Raw genomic sequence first — 23,242 nt, 5'->3', positions numbered from 1 at the left:
GTATAATTTTAAAAAGAAAAATATGGACTTCCCTATTCATCATAACCAAAACGACAAACGCGGCATTTTCTACATGAAAAAAGAAAATGAGACGATTGCAGAGTTGACTTACACACTCGAGAACAGCATCATGACCATAGACCATACTGAGGTAAATCCTAGTATGGAAGGAAATGGATTAGGTGGTAAATTGATTGAAGCGAGTTACGCTTTCGCGAAAGCGGAGCACCTAAAAATCAATCCGCTATGTCCATTTGCTGAGGTCGTTTTTGATAGACATCCTGAGTGGAGTGATACTCGTGTATGAAACTAATATTTGAAACAGAACGATTGCTCTTGAGACCTTTTCAAGAAAGTGATGCACCATTTCTATATGAACTCAATAGTGATGAAGAAGTGATGCGTTACACGGGTGATTTCCCTTTTGAGAATATTGAAGCAGCTCGACTATTTGCCATAAATTATATTGAAAACCCTGAAAGTCAGTATCAAAAATATAATATGGGAAGACTTGCCGTGGTGCGCAAAGAAGATCAAGCTTTTCTAGGCTGGACTGGACTTAAATATCACGAGAAAGAAAACACAGTCGATACCGGTTATCGACTCATGAAAAAATACTGGGGAAATGGTTATGCAACAGAATCAACTCGTCGAGCACTACAACATGCCTTTGAAGATCATAAATTAACCCAAGTGATTGCTCATGTTCATGAACTCAACGTAAGTTCGCAACGCGTGGCTCAAAAACTAGGCATGAAAATAGATCATCGATTTCTATGGGATGGAAGATATCCTGCACGTTGTTATCAAATCACCCATGAAGAATTTATCAATACATAGAATTTCTGGAATAGAAACTTATCCAGTACGTCATCCAGTATTACGTGCCGGCAGACCTCTTGCCGATTGCTATTTTAACGGTGATGATTTAGAAACGACCTTTCATTTTGGCCTGTTTTTAAATAATGAAGTCGTTGCTGTCGCTACTTTTTTAAGGAATCAAGATTCAGGAATCACGTTCATAGAAAGTGAAAAAAAAGATTCCATTTACCAATTGAGAGGTATGGCAGTTCTTAAAGAATTGCAAGGAAAACAACTCGGTAAAAAATTATTAAACCATGCAGAGCATTTTCTTCAAGAAAAAGAAGTTACTACCTTGTGGTTTAATGCACGTATTCTTGCCGTTCCATTTTATGAAAAGTTAGGTTATAAAAAAGTAGGCACGCCGTTTGAAATTGAACCTATAGGAACCCATTACAAAATGTTTAAATCGTTATGAAAATCATATTAAGCTGTATCCTTTTATTTTCAACTCTTGCTTATGGACAGATCAGTTCTCAAGAACTCACCGGTCAGACCGATAATCCTAAAAACCTTTTAAACACCAGCGCTCAAGATGCTTTTAACACCATGCGTGCAGCAGCTCTTAAAGATGGGATTGATTTAAAAATCGTTTCTGGTTACCGCAGTTTTACCAGACAGCGCCAGATCTGGAATAGAAAATATAAAAAGTACGAAGCTCAAGGCTTAACTCCTGATGCTATTTTTGATAAAATCGTTGAATATTCTACAGTTCCAGGAACGAGCAGACACCATTGGGGCACAGACATGGACATCATCGATCAGAGTGCAACTTACAGCGGCGATGTGCTAGTTCCTAACAAGTTTCACGGTAACGGACCTTTCTGCAAAATGAAGGACTGGATGGAAATAAATGCCAGTTCTTACGGCTTTGAACTCGTCTATACACTCAATGAGAATCGCACAGGATTTAAGTATGAACCGTGGCATTATAGCTATGCACCGCTTTCGCGAAAGCTGCTTCAAGAATACCTTCCAGAAACCGATTTCCTTGAATTTCTAAGGTCTCAAAACATTATGGGGATGGATCAAATAAGTGACGCACGATTACTGCGTTATTACACAGAGCATATACAAGGTGTGAATCCAAGTCTGAAATAATAAAATGGAACCGATTATTTTTACATAATTTAGACACGAGAATTAAAACCAATTATCATGAGAGGCGGATCAGGAAAAATCAGATTATTTATAGGACTTGCGATAGTAGCATTTGCTGTGCTTAAATATTGCTCCAGTGCTGAGGATAATCAGTTCACAGGAGAAACTCAATATGTAGATTTAACGACCGATCAAGAAATAGCAATGGGATTAAGTGCCGCACCTAGCATGATTGCAGAGTACGGTGGTTTACATCCAGATCAAAATGCGCAAGCGCAACTCGACCGTGTAGGTAGAAAACTGGTAAACAGCAGTATAGGTAGAAATACAGATTATCAATACGATTTCCATTTACTGGCCGACGATAGAACCATAAACGCATTTGCATTACCTGGCGGACAGTGTTTTATTACCGCAGCATTGTACAGTCAGCTGGAAAATGAAGATCAGCTCGCTGGAGTTATGGGACATGAAATAGGACACGTGATTGCAAGACACAGTGCAGAGCGCATGAGTCAGCAAGGACTTGCTCAAGGTGTGATTACTGGAGTAAGTGTAGGAACTGATGGTGGCGGACAAGCTGCAGCATCCATAGCACAAATGATTACTATGAAATACGGTCGCGATGACGAGTTACAAAGTGATGATCTAGGCGTTAAAATGATGATCGATGCTGGATACGATCCCTATGAAATGATAGGCGTGATGGAGATTCTTAAAAATGCCGCTGGACCTAACCGCGCACCAGAGTTTCAAAGTTCGCATCCAGATCCAGAGAATCGCGTAGAACGTATTAAAGAAGCGATCCGTAAATACGGTCGATAATTTCATTCCTGCATTAATGTTCACCATTGAAGAGTTAAGAGAAAACTATGAGAATTTTGACGACGATCAGATAATCAAACTCATAAACAGCGATGTCAAGGCCTTAACTGAACCTGCGATAATAGTTCTTAAGGAACAAATAGTAAAGCGAGAATTAAGCGCAACTTACTTGGAACATATTAATCTAGAAAGGAACTTTTTCTCATCCAGAGAAAAGGAAGAAATTCAACGGGTAATAAAATACTTAAAATGCCCTTGTTGTAAACAAGACCTAGAACGACTGACCGGTCACTCAAGCTCTAGAAGAACTGGCTTATTCATAGCTTACACAAAAAGTGATAAAAACTATATCGTCTGCTCTAGTTGCAGCAAAAAAACCACGAAGAACGATATTATATATTCTTTATTTATGGGATGGTGGAGCGCAAAATCTTTTTTTATGAATTTTTATGATATTGGAAATAATATCTATAAAACCAATCGTAGAGAGCAGTTGTTTGAAAAAATGTCTAGTGAATTAATTTTTTATAATACTGGCTTTTTAAGGAAAAATCAATGCAGTAAAGAATCTATTAATCACATCGTCAAAGAGCTTTATAATCCGAGCTACCAAGAAATGGAAGATTTTCAGAATATATATAGTCAAGAAAAACATCAATAAAACAGAAATTATGAGCTTCATGCTAGAAAGTAATATTAAGATTTTATGGAATGATGGAAAGAAATGGAACACATCTCCTTATCATTATTATGAAAACCGTGAACCAGATACCACAGCAACTCTGTTTTATAACAACTGCATGAAAACCTTAGATTTTCTTTATGAAACTCAAGCGCTAGAACTAGAATTTGAAGATGGAAGCATTGTCAATATTCTGGAGGAATTCATAACCCGACATGGCAAGAGCATTACCATAAGAGATGGAGAAAAGAATTCTTATAGTCCTTCCACAGACACGATTACTTTTTTTGATAACGACGGTGCGATGTTCCGCAAGGATTTGAGAAAACCGTGGTCCAAAGAGAATACAGGAAGAATTTCCAGTGCGTCCTTATTAGGACATGAATTTATCCATGCTTATCATGAGCAATTCACACCTCAACAATATGTCAAACGTAAAGCCAAAAAAATACTGGGCTGGAAAGTAAAATTTCCTCACTTCCCAAATCAAGAAGAAATTCTGGTGACTAAAAACTTAGGTAACCAAATCATCAAAAAACTAGGTGAAGACGAGCGCGATCACTACAAGCGCAACTACTATCCTACCATGAGTCCTATCACCACTGAGCCTATGCGAGTGGATAGTGATGTAGTTTAAAGTGGTTGTAAGCTAGGAGATTCCCTATTGCTGATTTTTCTTCACTACGTGAAAAATTAATTACCGATTTAATTCAAGAATCGTTAATCTCAAATCGTTAATCGTTAATCAATATTTGATATTCGATATTCTTAATGCGGACTTCGAGAGCCTCAGTCCTCGTTGCAAACTCTAATTTGAGCATTGAGGTGGTCACTGAGCTTGTCGAAGTGTTCTCGAAATGCGGTGGTTGAAAACTCAAAATTGCCTATTTCTGATTTTCTTTTCACTCCGTGAAAAATTAATTGCCGATTTAATTGAAGAATCGTTAATCTCAAATCGTTAATCGTTAATCAATATTCGATATTCGATATTCTTAATGCGGACTTCGAGTGCCTCAGTCCTCGCATACTATTCCATATCAAATATTTCGGTGGTCACCAAGCTTTTCGAAGTGCTCTCGAAATGCGGTGTTTGAAAACTTAAAATTGCCTATTGCTGATTTTCTTTTCACTGCGTGAAAAATAATTACCGATTTAATTGAAGAATCGTTAATCTCAAATCGTTAATCGTTAATCAATATTCGATATTCGATATTCTTAATGCGGACTTCGAGAGCCTCAGTCCTCGTTGCAAACTCTAATTTGAGCATTGAGGTTATCTAAATACCGTGTTTCAAAAACAAACAGTATAAAAACTATTCTTCAATTCTAACTCTTATTCCTTCACTGTGACTTGAGAATTCTGGAGCATACATGCATTCTAATTGTGTGATACCGTTAGAGAATTGCCCAGCGTTGTTTGCTCTTACATCATATTCAAAAACGTACGTTCCTTTATTCATTTGGTCAAAGAAAAAGTGCGTCGCGACATCTTTGGTGCTTTGATAATAACCCAATCCGTCTTGCCATTTATATTTTGAGATGACGTCTACTGGCTCAAAACCGCTGGCACGCATGTCTTTTAAATGGACAAAATCCATATCGGCATTTGTTTTAATGATCAAACGTACCGTGATTAAATCACCTATTTTTAACGGTGCGGTGGAAGTGATTTCTTCTAGTTTTTCACCACTATCGGTCATTGTTTTTTTATACAGCTGTTTCCTGACTGATAATGGTAGATCATCATCAACCACAATTTTGTCGAGGTCTTCAAAATACTGCCAGTACAGCGCTCCATAACCAGTCACATCGCTTTTATTCTTTACAGTTACGGTAGCCAGTTCTTTATAAACCTCAGCCGCATTCATGGTGATTTTAAAATAACCAGTTCCGGCTTCTTTCTCTGCAGCTTTCATCTTCTGCTCAGGTAACGGTTTGTTTCCCCAAGTGATCTTGTTGTTTTCTTGAACATCGAGCCATTTTCCACCTTGTAAAAGCAATGCATACGTCGCATCGGCAGTGGCTTTTGTGGATTTCCACTGGTTTGTTCTTTTATTTTTAAGCAACCATATTTTGAGTTCTTCCACGCTTTTCAAGTCGTTTGAAATTTCTTGAAATGCTTCTATCGCCAGCGCTTGTGTTTCTATGTCGCTGCTGTACCAGTACCAGCTGTTTTTATTTTCCTTCCAGTACATTCCATTTTCATCACTTTTCACGGCAGTTTGTTTCAATCCTTCCATGATGGTGCTGGCTAGTTTGGTTTTTCCATTGCGGTGCAGTGTGACGGCCATGAGCAACTTAGTATATAAAGGTAGTGTGGAGTATTGGGATTCCGCTTTCGCGAAAGCGTAATCAACAGCATCCTGCAACAATTCATCATCTTTTCCAGACTTAGAGATTTCAAAACTTCTCGCATATTGATAATGCCAATAAGCGTTTCCATAACCATAATCTTGGAGCGTTTTATGGTTTTCTAGATAGCGATTGAATCTTTTTTTCCATGCTGCATCCAGTGCCTCAATAGCGTTTTTATAAATACGATCCGTTTGTGGCGTATCCTCGTTTTTCACACCTAGCTGTTTCATGTGACCCAATCCAGCGGCGATGTGGCGCGTGATGTATTCATTTGTATATCCACCTTTGAACCATGGGAAACCACCAGAATCTGTTTGCAGTCGCTCGAGTTTTGCGAGTGTTTCTTTCTTCTCTTTGGCTGTTCTTGCTAGATCAAACAACGTGGCGAGACGTTGCTGTTTTTGAGCTTCAGTCTGAGCGTCGCGCAACCATGGCGTGTGCGATAACATCACGGTTTTTAATTCCTCATTTTTCTCGAGTGCGCTCACGTTTGTGCCATTTTGCGCCCAACTGTCAAAAACTGTTTTCACCTTAGGATTACTGGTCAGGATATGGTGCGCCATAGAGTTGGCATAATATCTTGAGAAAGTTTGCTCTGCACACTCATGTTCATATTCCATGAGATAAGGCAAAGATTTTATCGCATACCACGATGGATTTGAGGTATACTCAAACACCATTTGATGATGTGCCATCGTACCAGAATCGCTCTCGAGCAAGTTGTCCATAATAGCAGTTTGAGTTTCACCAGCACGTACCCAAAGCGCTCTCGATTCATTTACCAGCATGCGATTAGAAAGTACCGGCAAGGTGTTTTCCTCACCATCAGAAAAGTTTCCTGCAGCTGCCACCACGCGATACGTCACCGCTTGCGTTCCCAGCGGAATTCTAAACGTCCAGTTTACAGATGTGTTACCACCTTTTTCTATCGTGAAATCTCTGTTGTTGTTGACATTGCCCAGCTCAGCATCTATAGACTTCATGGTCATCGCGTCAAAGAGTTGTAAACGTGCTGTTCCATCCATCGCGGCATCAGACAAGTTTGCAATTTTAGAAGAGAAACGAATGGTATCTGTTTCTCTCAAAAAACGTGGCGCGTTAGGAATAACGTTGAGTTCTTTTTGAGTCACGACTAGTTGTTCCAGTTGAGCTGTTTTTCCTTTTTTATCATGCGCCAGCAATCTCAGTTTCCATTGGGTCAATGCCTCAGGAGATGTAAAGGAGAATTTAAGATTACCTTCTTGATCTGTGCGCAGTTCTGGTAAGAAGAAAGCGGTTTCTTTAAGGTTTTTACGGGCCTGAACGTTATTCAAATTCATTTCTCGTAGTACGATATCATTTGCAGTAACGCCTTCTTTAGTAGAAATGATAATCACTCCATTTGCTCCACGATTTCCATAAATAGAAGTTGCAGCAGCATCTTTAAGTATGGCTGTTTGGAAAATGCTATTAGGATCTAACGATTTAAAATCATCTTCACTTATAGGAACTCCGTCAACTACGATTAGTGGTTCTGTATTACCATTTATAGAATTAACACCTCGCAACTGAATTAAAGCATTTGCACCAGGTTGTCCCGTATTTGCAAAAACATTTAATCCAGCCACTTGACCTTGGAGAGTATTGACAAAACCAGCGTTAAGACTGTCACTAGGAGACCAACTAACTATTCCATACTTAGATTCTTCATTATCCGCTATCATTGCGGTTTCAAGGTTTGCATCAAGCCTACCATCATTACTGAATTGCTCTATTCCGTAGTCTGGTGAATCCAAAGAAATTATATTATGATAGTCCTCTATATTTTCTGTATAGAACTGATTTCCTGAGTACGTCAAGATTGCCGTAATAAATGCCTTCTTATTAACTGAAGTTTTAATGGTCTTCAAACCAAAAGCCTTGAACGTTAGAACCTCACCTTGTTTAGCCTTAATTACAAAGTTTCCAGAATAATCAGAAAATGATTTATGACTTTTACCTTCAACGGCGACAGTTACTCCATATAAAACATTACCATTATTATCAACAACCTTACCTACCACCATGTTTTCAATTGGATTAAGCTGTTGTAATTTAACTTCTATCTCTGATTTGTAATTTTTAAAACCTCTTATCGGATTTGAAAAATTAAGGCCATGTAAATTGATATCTGGATAAGCAGTCGTAATTGTGAAATAACTATCTACATAAGGAAAAGAAAAGTAAATTCTTTTCAAACCATTTCGAGTAACAGTGTTGAAAAATGATGGATTGAATGTAACTTGATAATTTTTTATTTCTGGTCTATTCCAACCTGCCGTCGCAAACTCATCTAAGCTCTTATCATACATACTTGCTAATATCTCAGCTTGCATAGGGACTTTGTTGTCGTCTTTTATAGTAAATGACCATGTTTCTTCAGCTCCAGGCTGTAGTTTATTTCTAAAGCTTTCTGTTTTTATTTGATATGCAACCGCTGGTGGAATTGTTTTTTCAACGGTCGTGAGATTGGTTTGCTGGAAGCTGTTTTCCTTTTGCACCTGTAATTGCATGCTAATTTCTTTACCATTTACTTGACTCCAAGGATATGACAGAGTGGTTTTCCCTTTTTTAAGGAAGATGAGTTTCTCTTCCACCATTGATTGATTGGTCCACACCGTCAAGGTGGCATAAACTCCATTCATAGAAGTGTAAACATGAAATATTGCTGCGTCTTTAGTGTATTCACTATGACTAGAAACAAGCTCCGGTTGTAATGGTTGTTCAAAATTTGCCCAGAGACTTGTTTCTTCTCTAGAATCCACAACATCATCTTCGTTATCAAAACTCTGTTCTGGCTCTACAGCTCGTACATACATATAATAAGATCCGTTTTCCCAGTTTTTAGTAACAGGAACTTCAATCGTTGTTAGCGAATCAGTGGTGATTTCTTTTCTGAAAATGATAGGTGCTTTTTTCCAGTCGGTTTCTATTTCATCTTTTCTTAATTCGGCATTAGGAAAAGTATTGCGATATTCTTTATTATCTATTTCTTGAAACTCGGCTTGTGGTAAACTCGATGAAATAATGACATGCTCGGCTTGTGGTTTCTTGCGCAGCTCGACAATGAGTTTTCCGTTCACGAACTGACCATTTAGATTTTGAACACCTACTTTAAAGCTATTTCGTTTTACTGTAAAGCGATGCGGAATTTGAGAATTAATTTGAATCGAGTTCTTCCCTACTTTCATCGTGGCACTTCCACTTCTAGTCTCGCCATTTAAATCTGTAACATCTACCTCAATTCTATAATTGTAAATAGGCTTGTACTTGAGATCGGCTTCTGTATCATTTTCGGCTAGGAATTTTACTTTGAAAACGCCTTTCTCATCAGTTGTGATTTCTCCTTGTTGGACAACTTTATCATTATTCCCATAATAACCGCTACGCCATCTTGAATACCTATAACTTCTATGAACTTTGTAGGCGACCTTGGCATTTGTAATGTTACTTCCTAGAAAAGCTTTGGCGTTACCAGAAAAAGTGACGCTGTCTCCTAACTTATAAGTCTCGGTTATTTTATCAAAATCCACCTCAAAAGTAGGTCGTTTATACTCTTCTACTTTAAATTCTATTTCTCCTTCGTCCCAACTATCTACAGATTCTGTAAAAGCTGTCTCCTTTTCTGACTCCTCAATATATAAAGTAAATTCACCTGTGAGCACGTCTTTAGGAATCTCAAAAGAACCATTAACACTACCGAATTCATTTGTTTTTAAATCAGCTCTATAAATCTCATTGCCATTTACATCTTCGGCATAGACTTCGAGAATTTGATTTGCGACTACGCTGGATTGTTTCCCCTTTTTCTTTAATAAAATCGCTTTAAAATAAACCGTTTGTCCAGGTCTATAAATGGCTCGATCTAAATAAGTGAATGTTTTTACGTCAATATCTTCTTCATCTATAGTTCTATTATTTCTATCACGATAATAACCATAGTAGCTTGTGGATAAACTATCTCCATTTTTACTGATGATAACTTCTTGACGACCTCTTATACTTTTGATGTTATATATCGCTACGCCATCACGATTTGTTTTGAAATTCCGTGATTTTTTATTAAAAGTGACTTGAGCAACCGCTCCTTCCACAGGTTTACCGGTAGTCCTATCTTTAACTAATAGTTCAGTTCCTTTGCTACTGTCTTTTTTAAATAAAGTAAGGTTAGTGATGGTAATAAAAGTACGTGCATATTTCACTTCATCACCTTTTCCAGTTCTTGCTATAATGACATAGCGACCATTATCTAATGCAGGTGCGGCATACTCATAGGTGTGATTAAAAGTATCATCACCTTGAGGTAAATTGATGGACTCTTGATGAGCGAGCTTTTGAGCTTTTATTGCTTGATCTATGAATACTTGATTCAAACTATCTGCAAAACGTAAGTCGCGCAAGTTTTCCTCCATCGAAACTTTGATATAGAACAAATCAACTTTCTTGACATTAGTATAATTCACCACGCCGCGATGTGGTCGATTTGGAATAATTAGGTCCTCTACTTGAAGACTCAAACTAGGCTGATGAATTTGTGCTAATAATTGCTGGCACAACGCTGTCCCATAGGAATTAGGATATAATTTGATTGCTTTTTCGGCTGTTTCAATCGCTTTTTTACGGTGAGTATATTGCTCTTCTTTTTCTCCACGAGAGCTCAAACCTTGATAATATTGAGCGAGGTAATAATAAGCCTCAGTAACCGCTGGGCTTTTTGAATATTTAGAAATTAAATCTTTTAATTGATTTTCATAATCGTCATAAACCTGTCTGGTTCCTAGCCGATTTTGCGCATAATTCATCCTGTCTGTAAATACATGAATGTAAGCGGCCTCATTTTTTAAATCTGCATGTAATTTCTCGAGTTGTGCATATTGCTGCATGACATCATATTTAGAAAATATGGTATCGCCAGCAGGACGTTTCAGTTTTAATACGTCGGCAGTGTTGAGAAAAGCATTTTCTTTAGTGATTGTAAACTCTTCTTTGGGACTGGTTAAGTAGAAATATTCACTTTTATAGAAGTTAAGAGCTTGATGTGATAAAATATCCAGCAGCGTAGGTCTTAAAAAGCGTGCTGGTGCCATAGGTCCTATGATGGCACTATAATCACTTAGCGGCACTTTTACTAATTTTTCTGGTTGCGCGATTGACGCTTGATAACTCTGATGCACTTCACTATAAAAACGTTTTGCATCCCAAGTTTTAAAATCAACATCATCAGTATCTACAGCAGTTCTTTGTCTTATTTGCCATTGATTATTACGTGCATAATCGTCTAGTAATTTTGCTCTTATTCCGTTATAAATATTGCGATTAGGGAAATCTGCTTCCTGAATCATTTCATCTAATTCGGCAATGATTTTATACTGCGCTTCTTCCTCGTTTATTAATTGATATTTTGACTTGAAAAGAAAGACTTTGATATACTGATCTTTGTCCTTTTTACGTCGAGCATATTTATAAATCTCATCCACCACTTTTGTGGCATCTTCTATCTTATCTTGAAGTTCAAATTGTTCTACCTCGCGCCATTTGTCGATATAGAAATTTTGAGCCGCGCCATGTTGCATCGCAAAAAACAATAGTATAGTAGTAAGTTGAAGAATAGGTTTCATAAATTTTCTAATGTTCTATAAATTTAAGCATAGTTCATACCATAATAAAATTAGACTGAGGGAAATGGTGTTTTGGGTGAGGGAAACGTTGAAAGTAGGCAGTCTTTTATATATTTGAGCAAGGTTTTTACGTATCAAATTGCCGATTATTAATTTTCTTTTCACTGCGTGAAAAGTTAATTGCTGATTTGATTGAAGAATCGTTAATCGTTAATCGTTAATCAATATTCGATATTCCTATTGCGGACTTCGAGAGCCTCAGTCCTCGCTTATAGTTCCATTTCGAGCATTAAAGTAGTCACTGAGCTTGTCGAAGTGCTCTCGAAATGCGGTGCTTGAAAACTTAAAATTGCCTATTACTGATTTTCTTTTCACTGCGTGAAAAATTAATTGCCGATTCAATTGAAAAATCCTTAATCTCAAATCGTTAATCAATATTCGATGTTCGATATTCTTATTGCGGACTTCGAGAGCCTCAGTCCTCGCTGATTGCTCCATATCTAGCATTGAGGTAATCATGGAGTTTGTCGAAGAACTCTCGACATGCGGTGTTTAAAAACTTAAAATTGCCTATTACTGATTTTCTTTTCACTGCGTGAAAAATTAATTACTGATTTGATTGAAAAATCCTTAATCTCAAATCGTTAATCGTTAATCAATATTCGATGTTCGATATTCTTAATGCGGACGTCGAGAGCCTCAGTCCTCGCTTATAGTTCCATTTCGAGCATTGAAGTAGTCACTGAGTTTGTCGAAGGATTCTCGAAATGCGGTGTTTAAAAACTTAAAATTGCCGATTATTAATTTTCTTTTCACTGCGTGAAAAATTAATTACTGATTTGATTGAAAAATCGGTAATCGTTAATTAATATTCGATACTCGATATTCTTAATGCGGACTTCGAGAGCCTCAGTCCTCGCGTATAGTTCCATATCTAGCATTGAAGTGATGACTGAACTTGTCGAAGTGCTCTCCACTTGCAACTGATAACTGATAACTGATAACTAAGTTTAACAACTCCTTAATCTCAGTTGGCTTACTTTTTGATATTTTTAAACTATGAAAAAAATGCTTTTTATCGCACTGCTACTTTGTGGTGCAATGAGTTGGAGTCAGGACGCTTTCGCGAAAGCGGAATCCCTATACAATCTCAAGAAATATGAACAAGCAAAACCTATTTTCAAATCCTTACTGCTAGAAAACCAAAATGACGCCACAATATTGCGCCGTTTAGGCGATATCGAAGCCCGTGCAAAGCGCTATGAAACGGCATTTCCTTATTATAAAAAGCTCATCAACTTAGACAACTCAAATGCCGATTATCATTTTCTCTATGGAGGAACATTGGGTTTACATGCAAAGAATATTTCAAAATTTGACGCGCTAGGACATCTTGATGACATTAAATTTCACTTAAAAAAAGCAGCTTCCCTAGATCCTAATCACATCGAAGTAAGATGGGCACTGGTACAATTGTATTGTGAGTTACCAGGAATAGTAGGTGGTTCCTATAAAACCAGCCGCAAATATGCAGACCAACTTACTGGAATCTCTCCAGTAGATGGACAACTGGCTCATGGATTTATTGCAGAGCATGATAAGGAATATCGTGATGCCGAGAAATATTATAAAAAAGCAATCGAAATAGGTGGTTCCATAACTACTTACAAGAAACTGGCTTCACTTTATGAAAACAAGACTAAGGAATATCTCAAAGCGTTAGTCATTTTACAAGAAGCTTATGCGTCTCATAAAGAGGAAAGCATTCTGGAAGATATTACTAGACTTAAAATAGATCACGATCTCATAGGTGATTAATTGCGTAAAGGCGCGCAAATTTTAGTCTTTCCATGCTTTTATTAGTAATTTTACTTTTCACTAAGTAAATATATTATGCGCGTACATTTTATCGCAATAGGCGGCAGTGCCATGCACAATCTCGCTCTTGCGTTACATCACAAAGGATATCAAGTTACCGGTAGTGACGACACCATTTTTGAACCTAGTAAATCTAGGCTCGATAAATATGGCCTGTTACCAGAAAAAATGGGTTGGGATCAATCAAATATAAACTCAGATCTAGATGCTGTTATTCTAGGAATGCACGCCAAAGCCGACAATCCAGAACTTCTCAAAGCTCAAGATTTAGGTTTAAAAATTTATAGTTATCCAGAGTATCTTTATGAGCAATCTAAAAATAAGACACGCGTAGTTATAGGTGGTTCTCATGGTAAAACGACCATAACCTCTATGATATTACACGTGATGCATTACCACGATCGTGAGGTAGATTACATGGTAGGTGCACAACTAGAAGGTTTTGAAACCATGGTTCATCTTACTGATGATAATGAATTTATGATCCTGGAAGGTGATGAGTATTTATCCAGTCCTATAGATCGCAGACCCAAATTCCATTTATACGAACCTAACATTGCACTCATCTCTGGAATTGCTTGGGATCATATAAACGTATTCCCGACTTGGGAGAATTACTTGAGTCAGTTTGAGACTTTTGTAGAATGCATGCGTGATGGAAGTATCCTGGTTTATAATGAAGATGACGCTGCCGTAAAAACAATTGCCGAGGCTGCCACAAAACCTACTCGCAAACATGCTTATTCTATTCCTGCTCATTCCATCATCAACGGAACGACTTATCTAGAAACTCCTGAAGGTGATATGCCTATTGAGATTTTTGGGAAACATAATTTATCTAATCTCGCTGGTGCGAAATGGATTTGCCAGCACATGGGAATAGATGAAGATGATTTTTATGAAGCAATTGCATCCTTCAAGGGTGCATCCAAGCGATTAGAAAAAGTTGCCGAAAATAAGAATTGTGTGATTTATAAGGATTTTGCACATTCTCCAAGTAAAGTGGAAGCGACTACGCGTGCGGTACACTATCAATACAGCGAGCGTAAGTTAATCGCTTGTCTCGAGCTCCACACCTATTCAAGTTTAAATCCAGAATTCCTGGAACAGTATAAAAACACACTCGACGCGGCTGATGTTGCCGTGGTTTTTTATAGTCCGCATGCGGTGGAGATTAAAAAACTGAAACCGATAAGTGAGCAACAAATATTTGAATCTTTTGATAGAGATGACCTCATTGTAAAAACGGATCCAGCCGACTTTAAAAAATGGCTATTTAGTCAAGACTTCGACCACACTGCGGTTCTTATGATGAGCAGTGGTAATTATGGCGGTCTTGATTTTGAGGAATTGAAAGGATTGATTTAGTTTACTGCAGTAGCAGTTTTAATATAAAGACAAAAGTGTTGTTAGAGTTTACTGTCGTAAATTTTGAAAATACGAAGTCTTTTCCCCAGCCCTAAAGGGTGAGACTTCTTGATATAGATGCTATTATCTTAACGGTAGAAACCTACCCTTTAGGGTTAGGGAGAGGTTTCGGTTTTGTAAAGAACAACCAGAATTAAACAACATGAACAAAGTCCTAAAAAACCTCATCGCTGCCGAAGCTAAAGCAGCACAACTGTTTCAAGAACTGGAAAACAGAAACATCATCGCAGCTGGTAAAACTGAAAAAGAGGTTAACACCGAAGTCTTTGAACTTGCCGATGAGCTCTTTGGAATCAAGAAATACTGGCACAAACGTATCGTAAGAGCTGGAGCAAACACCTTATATCCTTATGATGAGAATCCGCCGGACTTGTTAATTCAGGAAGATGATATCGTATTCCTAGACTTTGGACCTATTCTAGAAGAATGGGAAGCAGACTATGGACGTACTTATGTTATAGGAACAGATCCACTTAAAATCAAATTAAAGAAAGATATAGAAACTGCTTGGCAAGAATGCAGGGATTATTTCTTCTCAAAAACTGATTTAACTGGTGCTGCTTTTTATGAGTATTGCGTTCAAAAAGCAACAGAATATGGCTGGGAATTTGGCGGTCCTATCGCTGGACATTTAATTGGTCATTTTCCACATGAGAATCTAGAAAGTGAGAACAAACTGAACTATATCCATCCCGAGAACAGTAAAAACCTCTTTGAACCTGATGGAAACGGAAACAAAAGAGAATGGATTCTAGAAATTCACTTTGTAGACAGAACTAGAGCGATTGGCGGATTTTTTGAACAGTTACTCGTATGAAACAAATAAAAATTACAAATAATAAACTAACCATTCATGCACAACCAGCGGCATTAATCGTAACTATAGTTTTAGGATTTTTATTATTTATGATCGCAGGATTAATGACAGCCATTTTCTTAGGGATTTTTAATGGTGGCGGTTTTCATTTCAGCTATTTAATCGGATTGGGAATTTTAGGATTGCTAGGCTGGCATTTTATAAGAATGTTTCTATGGAATCGTAATGGGAAAGAGATTCTTACCATTGAAGACAACAAACTCAAGTATATAGCAGATTATGGCAAGTTTAAAGATGGTGCGCAGGAGATGAACTTAACTAAAGAAATTAAAGCAGTAATAAATAACCATCACCACCGACCGCATAAATCCATTTCATTTGAAGATGTATCAGAGTCTCAGACCCAACAAGAAGGAATATCGTCTGTGATAAAACTGAAGTATTCTGAAAACGAAGACTTTTATAAATTGGAACATGATTTGAATGTTTGGTTGATGAAGTTTCGAGATTAAAGTTTGGGTTTAGGATAACATCCGTTTTTCAACCTTTCCTTCTTAGTCTCTGCCGAGCCTAAGCAACCTTTCCTCTCCCAGAAATTTGTGAGAACAAATTATCAGGGATCTGAAAGGAGCTTTTTTAAATCCTACGTAGTAAAAGCTCCTCGCCTTAGATAAGGCGAGGACAGATGTTACTTCGCTTGACGAAGTGATATCAGGAGTGGTTGAAAAAACGTAAGACTTTAATTCTAACTTCCGTTTTTCAACCTTTCCGACCGAATTTGCGTAAACTCCAATTTGCCCACCTTTCCTTATCTTAGGAAAGGAGCTTAAACTATGGGTAATATAAACTTACATTTTTATCACCAGCAGATTCTGAAATAAATTCGGAATGACAGGTTTAAAGGCTACTTAGTTATAATTATCTTTGTCACTTAATTCGAGCCCATTGGAACATCAGTTTAAGTTAGAAAGTGAGATTATTTTAAAGGACCATTTATCTACAAAATGGCAAGCGCCATCTAATATTGCGCTTGTAAAATATTGGGGTAAATACGGCATGCAATTACCTGCAAATCCGTCTATTAGTTTCACGTTAGATTCATGTCACACGGCAACAACTATTAATGCTACACGTGGTAATCACGGTTTCAGCATTTCTTATGATGGTACTCCTAAACCCGAATTTGCTCCTAAGATTGAGGCTTATTTCAAGCGCATAGCCGACTATTGTCCGTGGATATCTCAATATCATTTTGAGATTGATACACATAATACGTTTCCACATAGTTCTGGAATCGCGAGTAGTGCGAGCAGCATGGCGGCAATATCTGTTTGCATGATGGATTTTGAAAGCACGCTTACCGGTCAGGAAATGGATTTTCATAAAGCGTCATTCCTCGCTCGATTAGGTTCAGGAAGTGCATGCCGTAGTTTGAAAGGTAGTGCAGTAGTTTGGGGAACGCATGATGAGGTTGAAGGCAGTTCGCAATACTATGGTGTTGATACAAGTGATTATTTACATTCTGTTTTTCAGGATTTTCAGGACACGATTTTACTGGTAGATAAAGGTGAAAAAGTGGTGAGTTCTACCGTGGGACACGAGTTGATGAATGGACACGCTTTCGCGAAAGCGAGATTCTCACAAGCTCACGAGAACCTTTCCACTCTTAAAAAAGCATTACAGGAAGGTGATCTTGATACTTTTATAAAGATTACCGAAAGTGAAGCATTGACCTTACACGCAATGATGATGACCTCGCATCCATACTTCATACTCATGAAGCCTAAAACACTATCAATTATCGAGGAAATATGGGCGTTCCGTAAAGAAACAGGTGTGCCTGTGTGTTTCACGCTAGACGCTGGTGCAAACGTACACATGCTATATCCACATGAAAATAAGGACGCTGTACAACAGTTGATTAACAACAAATTAGTGGAATATTGTCAAAATGGTCACTATATTTGCGACCAACTGGGCACAGGTGCAAAAAAGTGCTAACTTAGACGCTATGAAAGGACCGCTTTTTTATTCAAAGATTTTACTCTTCGGTGAGTATGGGATTATTAAAGATTCAAAAGGTCTTTCTATTCCCTATAATTTCTATAAAGGTGCCTTACAAATAAGTGATAATCCTACCGAGGAACAACTTCAATCAAACAAAAATCTATCTAGACTTACCGGTCACATCGAGCAGTTGATGCAACATGATAAGGAGTTCCCACAGTTTGACATCGATGCTTTAAAGAAAGATGTTGCTGCAGGAATGTTTTTTGACTCCAGCATACCACAAGGTTATGGTGTAGGAAGTAGTGGCGCTCTTGTAGCATCAGTATATGATAAGTATGCGGTTGAAAAAATCACAGTTCTTGAAAATTTAACTCGCGAGAAGCTGCTGACTTTAAAGGTAATATTTGGAAAAATCGAAAGCTTTTTCCACGGTAAAAGTTCGGGTCTCGACCCGTTGAACTCTTACTTGAGTTTACCTATCCTTATTAACAGTACTGAAGATATAGAGTCTGCAGATATTCCTTCTCAATCCACAACTGGTAAAGGCGCTGTATTTTTGCTAGATTCTGGTATTGTAGGAGAAACAGCTCCTATGGTAAATATCTTTATGGAGAATATGAAGCAAGAAGGTTTCCGTAGTATGTTGAAAAACAAGTTTGTGAAATACACAGATATGTGTGTGGAAGATTTCTTGAGCGGTGATGTAAAAGGTCTTTTTGGTAACGTTAAGAAATTATCCCATATCGTTCTCGACAACTTTAAACCTATGATTCCAGCACAGTTCCATGACTTATGGAAAAACGGACTGGACACAGGTGATTACTACTTGAAACTTTGTGGATCTGGTGGTGGTGGTTATATCCTAGGATTTACTGAAGATCTAGAAAAAGCAGAGCAAAGCTTGAAAGATTATAAACTAGAAGTGGTTTATAATTTTTAGAACTCAAATTATAATATTTTAAAACTCCCATCACGGTTGTGATGGGAGTTTTTTGGATTATGTTATTTTCTTTCTGATTAGGTAAAACAATCCTATTCCAATAATGTTTAAAACTAACATTATAAAAAAGATTATAAAGCCAATTTTGGAATAATCAAATTTCCATTCAGATGATGTCCCAATAAATCTCATTTGGTTCAAATTTATCAGATATGAACAAAAAGTGGCAATCGAAATAAAAATAAAACCAGTTAATAGTAATTTAAAAATGTATTTTTTCATAACAAAATTTTAATCGCAAGAAGCAGCTGCTCCTGCCAATCCTCCACCAATAGAACCAACAGCTCCTCCAACAATGCATCCAGCAGCGGCACCAACACCAGCTCCACCTGCAGCACCTGGTCCAGCCCATATAGTCACAGCAGCACCGATTGCAGCACCAATTCCACCCAAAGCAGCGCACCCAGCAACACCACCAGTTAAAGCTCCACCTATAGTACCTGCAGCACATTTACCCCAACAACTCCACCAGCCATCACAATCTCCAGACTTAGAAATTATAGCTGTTTCTTGTAAAGATAGACTTTCCATGTAATCTACGAAAGCAAGCATAAATGAAATGTTTCCTTGAGTGGTAGTCAACTCTGATGCCGTTAAATCATAATTGGATAAATCACTGGAAAGTAAATTCAAAGCATTTTTATAATCATCTGAAGTGCTGTAACCCGAAACGTCGTGAATTAAAGATGCAGCTAACCAATAATCATCGCTTAATTCCATACTTTCAATATTTGTAGGTGAAGAATCAACTTCAACTACTAAGCCATTTATAGACTGCAGATGATTAATAAACATTGTACTTAACTCTTCATCAGATAAATTATTATTTTCGATTTTTGCTTGAACTGCAAAATCTAGCGAAGATAAAATATTAGAAATATTATCATTTGATGATTTAGCTACATTGTTTTGATTTGAATTTAATGATTCTGATTCTTTGCTACAAGAATTTAAAACTAAGCAAAGACCAAAAAATAAAACTGGTAAAAATTTAAAATACTTTTTCATAAAAAATAATTTTTGTGATTAGGTTTAATTTATAGTAATCACGATTTGTATTGTGCCTACTCTTATCGATTTTCGGCTTAACTCGTTTGAAAATGATGCATCTTTTCAAACTTATGTTCCTCAATAATCAACTTTGTTTCCTAAAGAAATCTTAAAACTAAAAATCAATTATGGAATTAAACATAAATAATTGATTATTAGTAATTTAAAACTTAATAAATATAAAAGATTCTATAAAAAAGTATTTTTATCTATTTTAATCTAGGGAATTTCATGATCAAATTTCCTTTTCAATAAATCTTCAAAGGTAGATTTCTAGAGAATTAAAAAGTGTTATGATTGTAGGTGAAATAATGATAATGTTTTATTATCAGCAGATTCTGAAATAAACCTGCCTGCCGTCTGGCAGGTTCAGAATAACAAATAGAAGTGACACTTTTCACAAACCATTATCAATTACAAAATCGTTTCTGCTTAACTTAGTCGAGTGAATAAAGATCAGGCATATCCCATGAGCACCAAGTCTAGTATTAAAACGCTAGTCATTAAAGCACTGAGCTTATTTTCTACCGTACGGTTGTACAACATCAGTATTATTGCGGTGGCGCAATTACTGGCTGCGGTTTTTATTATAGCTCCAGAATTATCTGTTAAGGAGATTGTGCTGGATTATAAGTTGTGGTTGATTATCCTTGCTAGTGCGGCAGCTATTGCCGGTGGTTACATCATCAACAATTTTTACGATCGCGAGAAAGATTTAATCAATAGACCTCAAAAAACCTTGCTGGAAAACCAAGTGAGTCGTTCCACATTATGGTCCGTTTATTTTACGGTAAATGCGATTGCTTTTATTTTAGGTCTCATAGTCTCATGGCGAGCTGGGTTATTTTTTGCAGCTTATATTTTTGCCATGTGGTTCTACTCTCATAAGATAAAACGAGTGCTTTTTGCTGGTAATCTTACAGCAGCACTACTTGCTATCACACCTTTCTTTGTGTTATTTATGTATTACCGCAATTTATATCTGGTGGTATTTGTTCACGGTAGTTTCTTATTCTTAATTCTTGCCATGCGCGAGTTGATTAAAGATTTGGAGAACTTAAGAGGTGACCTAGCCCAAAACTATAAGACCATTCCGGTGGTGCTGGGAGAAAAAGCAAGCAAACGATTTTACACGATACTTACCTTATTAACTATAGCTCCTATAGTAGCATTGCTATTATACTTTGATATAGGATATATGCGTTATTATTTTGCGCTTATAGGTGGAGCGTTGCTGGTTTGTTTACCGCTGTTGTGGAGTTCGCGACGCAAGCGAGAATATCTATTAATCCACTTTATCCTTAAAATCATTATTGCTGGTGGTGTCGTTTCTATTTTATTAATAGACTTACCAGCTATTGTAGATCGACTTCAAAATTTCTTTTAATGCAACACCTCATCAACGTAGCTCTTGCTCAAATATCGCCAGTATGGCTAGATAAAAAGGCGACAATAGATAAAATACTTTCCACACTGGAAGATGCCAAAAAGCAAAATGCAGAATTGGTGGTTTTTGGTGAAGGATTATTACCAGGTTATCCGTTTTGGTTAAGCATTATGGATGGTGCTGCGTGGAATAAAAAAGAAGTGAAAGAATTACATAGACACTATGTGTTGAACAGTATCTCTATTGAGGATGGAGAATTGGATACGATTTGCGCTTTCGCGAAAGCGAACTCCATAGCCATCTATCTAGGGATTATAGAAAGACCTCAAGATCGTGGCGGACATAGCGTTTATGCCAGTATGGTATATATCAACCAAAACGGAAGCATAGAAAGTGTTCACCGCAAATTACAACCTACTTATGACGAGCGATTGACCTGGTCGCCTGGAGATGGAAATGGACTGGTAACTCACAAACTGAAAGACTTTACGGTAAGTGGACTCAACTGCTGGGAAAACTGGATGCCACTACCACGCGCTGCCATGTATGCCCAAGGAACAAATCTACACGTAGCTTGCTGGCCTGGAAGTGATCACAATACTAAAGACATCACAAGATTCATCGCTCGAGAAGGACGCACTTTTGTACTTTCAGTATCGAGCACCATGTTCAAAGAAGATTTCCCGGCAAACACGCCTTATCTTGATATGATTCTAGAAAAGTCTCCAGCAATTCTAGCAAATGGCGGCAGTTGTATCGCTGGACCAGATGGTGAATGGATTATTGAACCACAAATAGGTAATGAAGAAATTATTACAGCAACGCTGGATTTTAATCGTGTGCTAGAAGAACGTCAAAACTTTGACGCCGTAGGACATTATTCCAGACCCGATGTCACTCAATTACATGTAAATCGAGAACGCCAAACCACGGTGAAATTTAAATAAAAGGCGCACTTAACTTATTACAAGTGACATCTATACTTTAAAATTCTTTTTGCATTATCACATTCTGAAAAAGCTATCTTTGCAAAAAATTTAATACCATGGGAAGAGGTAATGAAGGAGCAAGTGGAAGAGGTAGCGGTCGTGATGGCGGCAAAGATTCTTCAAACTCAAGAGGCGGCAATAGACGCAATGCTGGCAGCACTGATAATAGAGGAAAATCATCTTCTAGAGGAAATGCACCTACCCGACCTACAACTCGTGGTGGTAAAAATCAAGTTGTAGGAACTTCACGAAGCGGTAATCCAGTTACTAAGAAGGAATACATCATGCGTAAAAAGTCTGAAGGTACTTCTAAGAAGAAAATAGACGACGGAACGATACGCTTGAACAAATTCATTTCAAATTCTGGAATATGCAGCCGTCGCGATGCAGATATTTATATAAAAGCTGGTAGCGTTACCGTAAATGGTAAACCGGTATCTGAAATGGGATATCGTGTAAAACTGACTGATGAGGTAAAATTTGATGGTCAGAACATACAGCCTTATAAAAAGCAGTATCTTATTCTTAACAAGCCTAAAGGTTTTATCGCACCACGTAAAGGTGAACGCTCTAGTAAAACGGTACTTGATTTAATGCAGAGTGCTGGAGTAGCAAACTTGCATTACGTAGGCCGTCTAGGAAGACAATCTGTAGGATTGATGTTGTTTACTAACGATCTAGAAATGGCAAACAAACTGAATAATCCTAATCTAGAAATGCGCAAAATTTATCAAGTCGCACTTGATAGAAGTTTCAAGCACGAGGATTTAATGCAAATACGTAATGGAATCGTTATTAATGGCGAAACTATCGAAGTAAAAGAAATCAATTACGTAGAAGGTGGACGTAATAACGAACTAGGAATCGAAATTCACAGTGGTAAGGATAATATCGTTCAGACCTTATTTGAGGCCGTGAATTATGAAATTAAAGTTCTTGATCGAGTTGTGATGGGTGGACTGACTAAAAAAGACCTTCCACGTGGTCATTACCGTTCATTAACAGAGCAAGAAATCATCAATTTAAAGATGATATAAGCCTGAAACACTTATTATTACTAGCGTTGCTTGTTTTTATGAGCAACGCTATTTTTTTTTGCAATTATTTAAAAAAAAGAAATAATATTGTCCCTTCTTATCGCCATTCAATTTATATTTAGGTAACTCAATTTTTAATTAACGTTTATTTTGTTTACTCTGTAATTTACTTTAAAATTACATTTA

General features: G+C 37.3%; 18 protein-coding genes. 16 read left to right on the top strand and 2 right to left on the bottom strand.

What is annotated here, in order from left to right; genetic code table 11:
- Nucleotides 1-22 precede the first annotated feature (22 nt).
- From ACSHWW_RS02205 to ACSHWW_RS02175, 7 genes are read left to right on the top strand one after another with little or no spacing between them, the layout of a single operon-like run.
- Complete coding sequence (locus tag ACSHWW_RS02205) at nucleotides 23-307, top strand: GNAT family N-acetyltransferase (protein ID WP_435680765.1); 285 nt, start codon at nucleotides 23-25, stop codon at nucleotides 305-307.
- Nucleotides 304-840 (top strand): GNAT family N-acetyltransferase, encoded by a 537-nt coding sequence (locus ACSHWW_RS02200; RefSeq protein WP_435680764.1) that lies wholly within the window; start codon nucleotides 304-306, stop codon nucleotides 838-840. The genes ACSHWW_RS02205 and ACSHWW_RS02200 overlap by 4 nt, the downstream gene beginning before the upstream one ends.
- On the top strand, nucleotides 818-1,279 hold the full coding sequence (locus tag ACSHWW_RS02195) for a GNAT family N-acetyltransferase (protein ID WP_435680763.1): 462 nt from the start codon (nucleotides 818-820) through the stop codon (nucleotides 1,277-1,279). Before ACSHWW_RS02200 ends, ACSHWW_RS02195 begins: the two co-directional genes overlap by 23 nt.
- Nucleotides 1,276-1,962 carry a M15 family metallopeptidase gene (locus tag ACSHWW_RS02190; protein ID WP_435680762.1) on the top strand — a complete coding sequence of 229 codons (687 nt, stop codon included), beginning with the start codon at nucleotides 1,276-1,278 and terminating at the stop codon, nucleotides 1,960-1,962. Before ACSHWW_RS02195 ends, ACSHWW_RS02190 begins: the two co-directional genes overlap by 4 nt.
- Before the next feature lie 57 nt (nucleotides 1,963-2,019).
- A complete protein-coding gene (locus tag ACSHWW_RS02185; RefSeq protein ID WP_435680761.1) occupies nucleotides 2,020-2,787 on the top strand; it encodes a M48 family metalloprotease in 768 nt (255 codons plus the stop codon).
- 16 nt (nucleotides 2,788-2,803) lie between these two features.
- Nucleotides 2,804-3,448, top strand: coding sequence for a hypothetical protein (locus tag ACSHWW_RS02180; RefSeq protein ID WP_435680760.1), 645 nt, complete (start codon nucleotides 2,804-2,806; stop codon nucleotides 3,446-3,448).
- A 10-nt stretch (nucleotides 3,449-3,458) separates the two neighbouring features.
- The gene (locus tag ACSHWW_RS02175) at nucleotides 3,459-4,106 is read left to right on the top strand and encodes a hypothetical protein (RefSeq protein WP_435680759.1); all 648 of its coding nucleotides are present in this window, start codon (nucleotides 3,459-3,461) and stop codon (nucleotides 4,104-4,106) included.
- Nucleotides 4,107-4,782: 676 nt separating this feature from the next.
- Here the strand turns inward: ACSHWW_RS02175 and ACSHWW_RS02170 are convergent.
- Nucleotides 4,783-11,460: an MG2 domain-containing protein gene (locus ACSHWW_RS02170; protein WP_435680758.1), complete on the bottom strand. Its 6,678-nt coding sequence runs from the start codon at nucleotides 11,458-11,460 to the stop codon at nucleotides 4,783-4,785.
- Between the two features lie 1,059 nt (nucleotides 11,461-12,519).
- Between ACSHWW_RS02170 and ACSHWW_RS02165 the strand changes: the two genes are divergently transcribed.
- The 6 genes from ACSHWW_RS02165 (at nucleotide 12,520) to ACSHWW_RS02140 (ending at nucleotide 18,533) form a co-directional block, all read left to right on the top strand.
- The gene (locus tag ACSHWW_RS02165; protein WP_435680757.1) at nucleotides 12,520-13,278 is read left to right on the top strand and encodes a tetratricopeptide repeat protein; all 759 of its coding nucleotides are present in this window, start codon (nucleotides 12,520-12,522) and stop codon (nucleotides 13,276-13,278) included.
- Nucleotides 13,279-13,353: 75 nt separating this feature from the next.
- Nucleotides 13,354-14,706, top strand: a complete 1,353-nt coding sequence (locus ACSHWW_RS02160; protein WP_435680756.1) for a UDP-N-acetylmuramate--L-alanine ligase — start codon at nucleotides 13,354-13,356, stop codon at nucleotides 14,704-14,706.
- Between the two features lie 202 nt (nucleotides 14,707-14,908).
- Nucleotides 14,909-15,583, top strand: coding sequence for a M24 family metallopeptidase (locus ACSHWW_RS02155; protein ID WP_435680755.1), 675 nt, complete (start codon nucleotides 14,909-14,911; stop codon nucleotides 15,581-15,583).
- Entirely contained in the window at nucleotides 15,580-16,095 is a 516-nt protein-coding gene (locus ACSHWW_RS02150) for a hypothetical protein (RefSeq protein ID WP_435680754.1), read from the top strand. Before ACSHWW_RS02155 ends, ACSHWW_RS02150 begins: the two co-directional genes overlap by 4 nt.
- A gap of 433 nt (nucleotides 16,096-16,528) precedes the next feature.
- Complete coding sequence (locus tag ACSHWW_RS02145; RefSeq protein WP_435680753.1) at nucleotides 16,529-17,584, top strand: diphosphomevalonate/mevalonate 3,5-bisphosphate decarboxylase family protein; 1,056 nt, start codon at nucleotides 16,529-16,531, stop codon at nucleotides 17,582-17,584.
- A 10-nt stretch (nucleotides 17,585-17,594) separates the two neighbouring features.
- Nucleotides 17,595-18,533 (top strand): mevalonate kinase family protein, encoded by a 939-nt coding sequence (locus tag ACSHWW_RS02140; RefSeq protein WP_435680845.1) that lies wholly within the window; start codon nucleotides 17,595-17,597, stop codon nucleotides 18,531-18,533.
- Between the two features lie 291 nt (nucleotides 18,534-18,824).
- Here ACSHWW_RS02140 and ACSHWW_RS02135 read toward each other — a convergent pair whose 3' ends face one another.
- The gene (locus tag ACSHWW_RS02135; protein WP_435680752.1) at nucleotides 18,825-19,601 is read right to left on the bottom strand and encodes a hypothetical protein; all 777 of its coding nucleotides are present in this window, start codon (nucleotides 19,599-19,601) and stop codon (nucleotides 18,825-18,827) included.
- A 487-nt stretch (nucleotides 19,602-20,088) separates the two neighbouring features.
- Here ACSHWW_RS02135 and ACSHWW_RS02130 point away from each other — a divergent pair, with 487 nt between their 5' ends.
- The 3 genes from ACSHWW_RS02130 to ACSHWW_RS02120 all read left to right on the top strand — a co-directional run bounded on the left by ACSHWW_RS02130 (nucleotide 20,089) and on the right by ACSHWW_RS02120 (nucleotide 23,056).
- Complete coding sequence (locus tag ACSHWW_RS02130) at nucleotides 20,089-21,030, top strand: geranylgeranylglycerol-phosphate geranylgeranyltransferase (protein WP_435680751.1); 942 nt, start codon at nucleotides 20,089-20,091, stop codon at nucleotides 21,028-21,030.
- Nucleotides 21,030-21,977: a carbon-nitrogen hydrolase family protein gene (locus tag ACSHWW_RS02125; protein ID WP_435680750.1), complete on the top strand. Its 948-nt coding sequence runs from the start codon at nucleotides 21,030-21,032 to the stop codon at nucleotides 21,975-21,977. Before ACSHWW_RS02130 ends, ACSHWW_RS02125 begins: the two co-directional genes overlap by 1 nt.
- 98 nt (nucleotides 21,978-22,075) lie before the next feature.
- Nucleotides 22,076-23,056 carry a pseudouridine synthase gene (locus tag ACSHWW_RS02120; RefSeq protein WP_435680749.1) on the top strand — a complete coding sequence of 327 codons (981 nt, stop codon included), beginning with the start codon at nucleotides 22,076-22,078 and terminating at the stop codon, nucleotides 23,054-23,056.
- Nucleotides 23,057-23,242 lie beyond the last annotated feature (186 nt).

Origin of the sequence: Nonlabens sp. (genome assembly GCF_051251825.1) — a bacterium.
In the GTDB taxonomy this organism is placed as follows: domain Bacteria; phylum Bacteroidota; class Bacteroidia; order Flavobacteriales; family Flavobacteriaceae; genus Nonlabens.
This window is presented reverse-complemented; position numbering and strand designations above follow the sequence as displayed.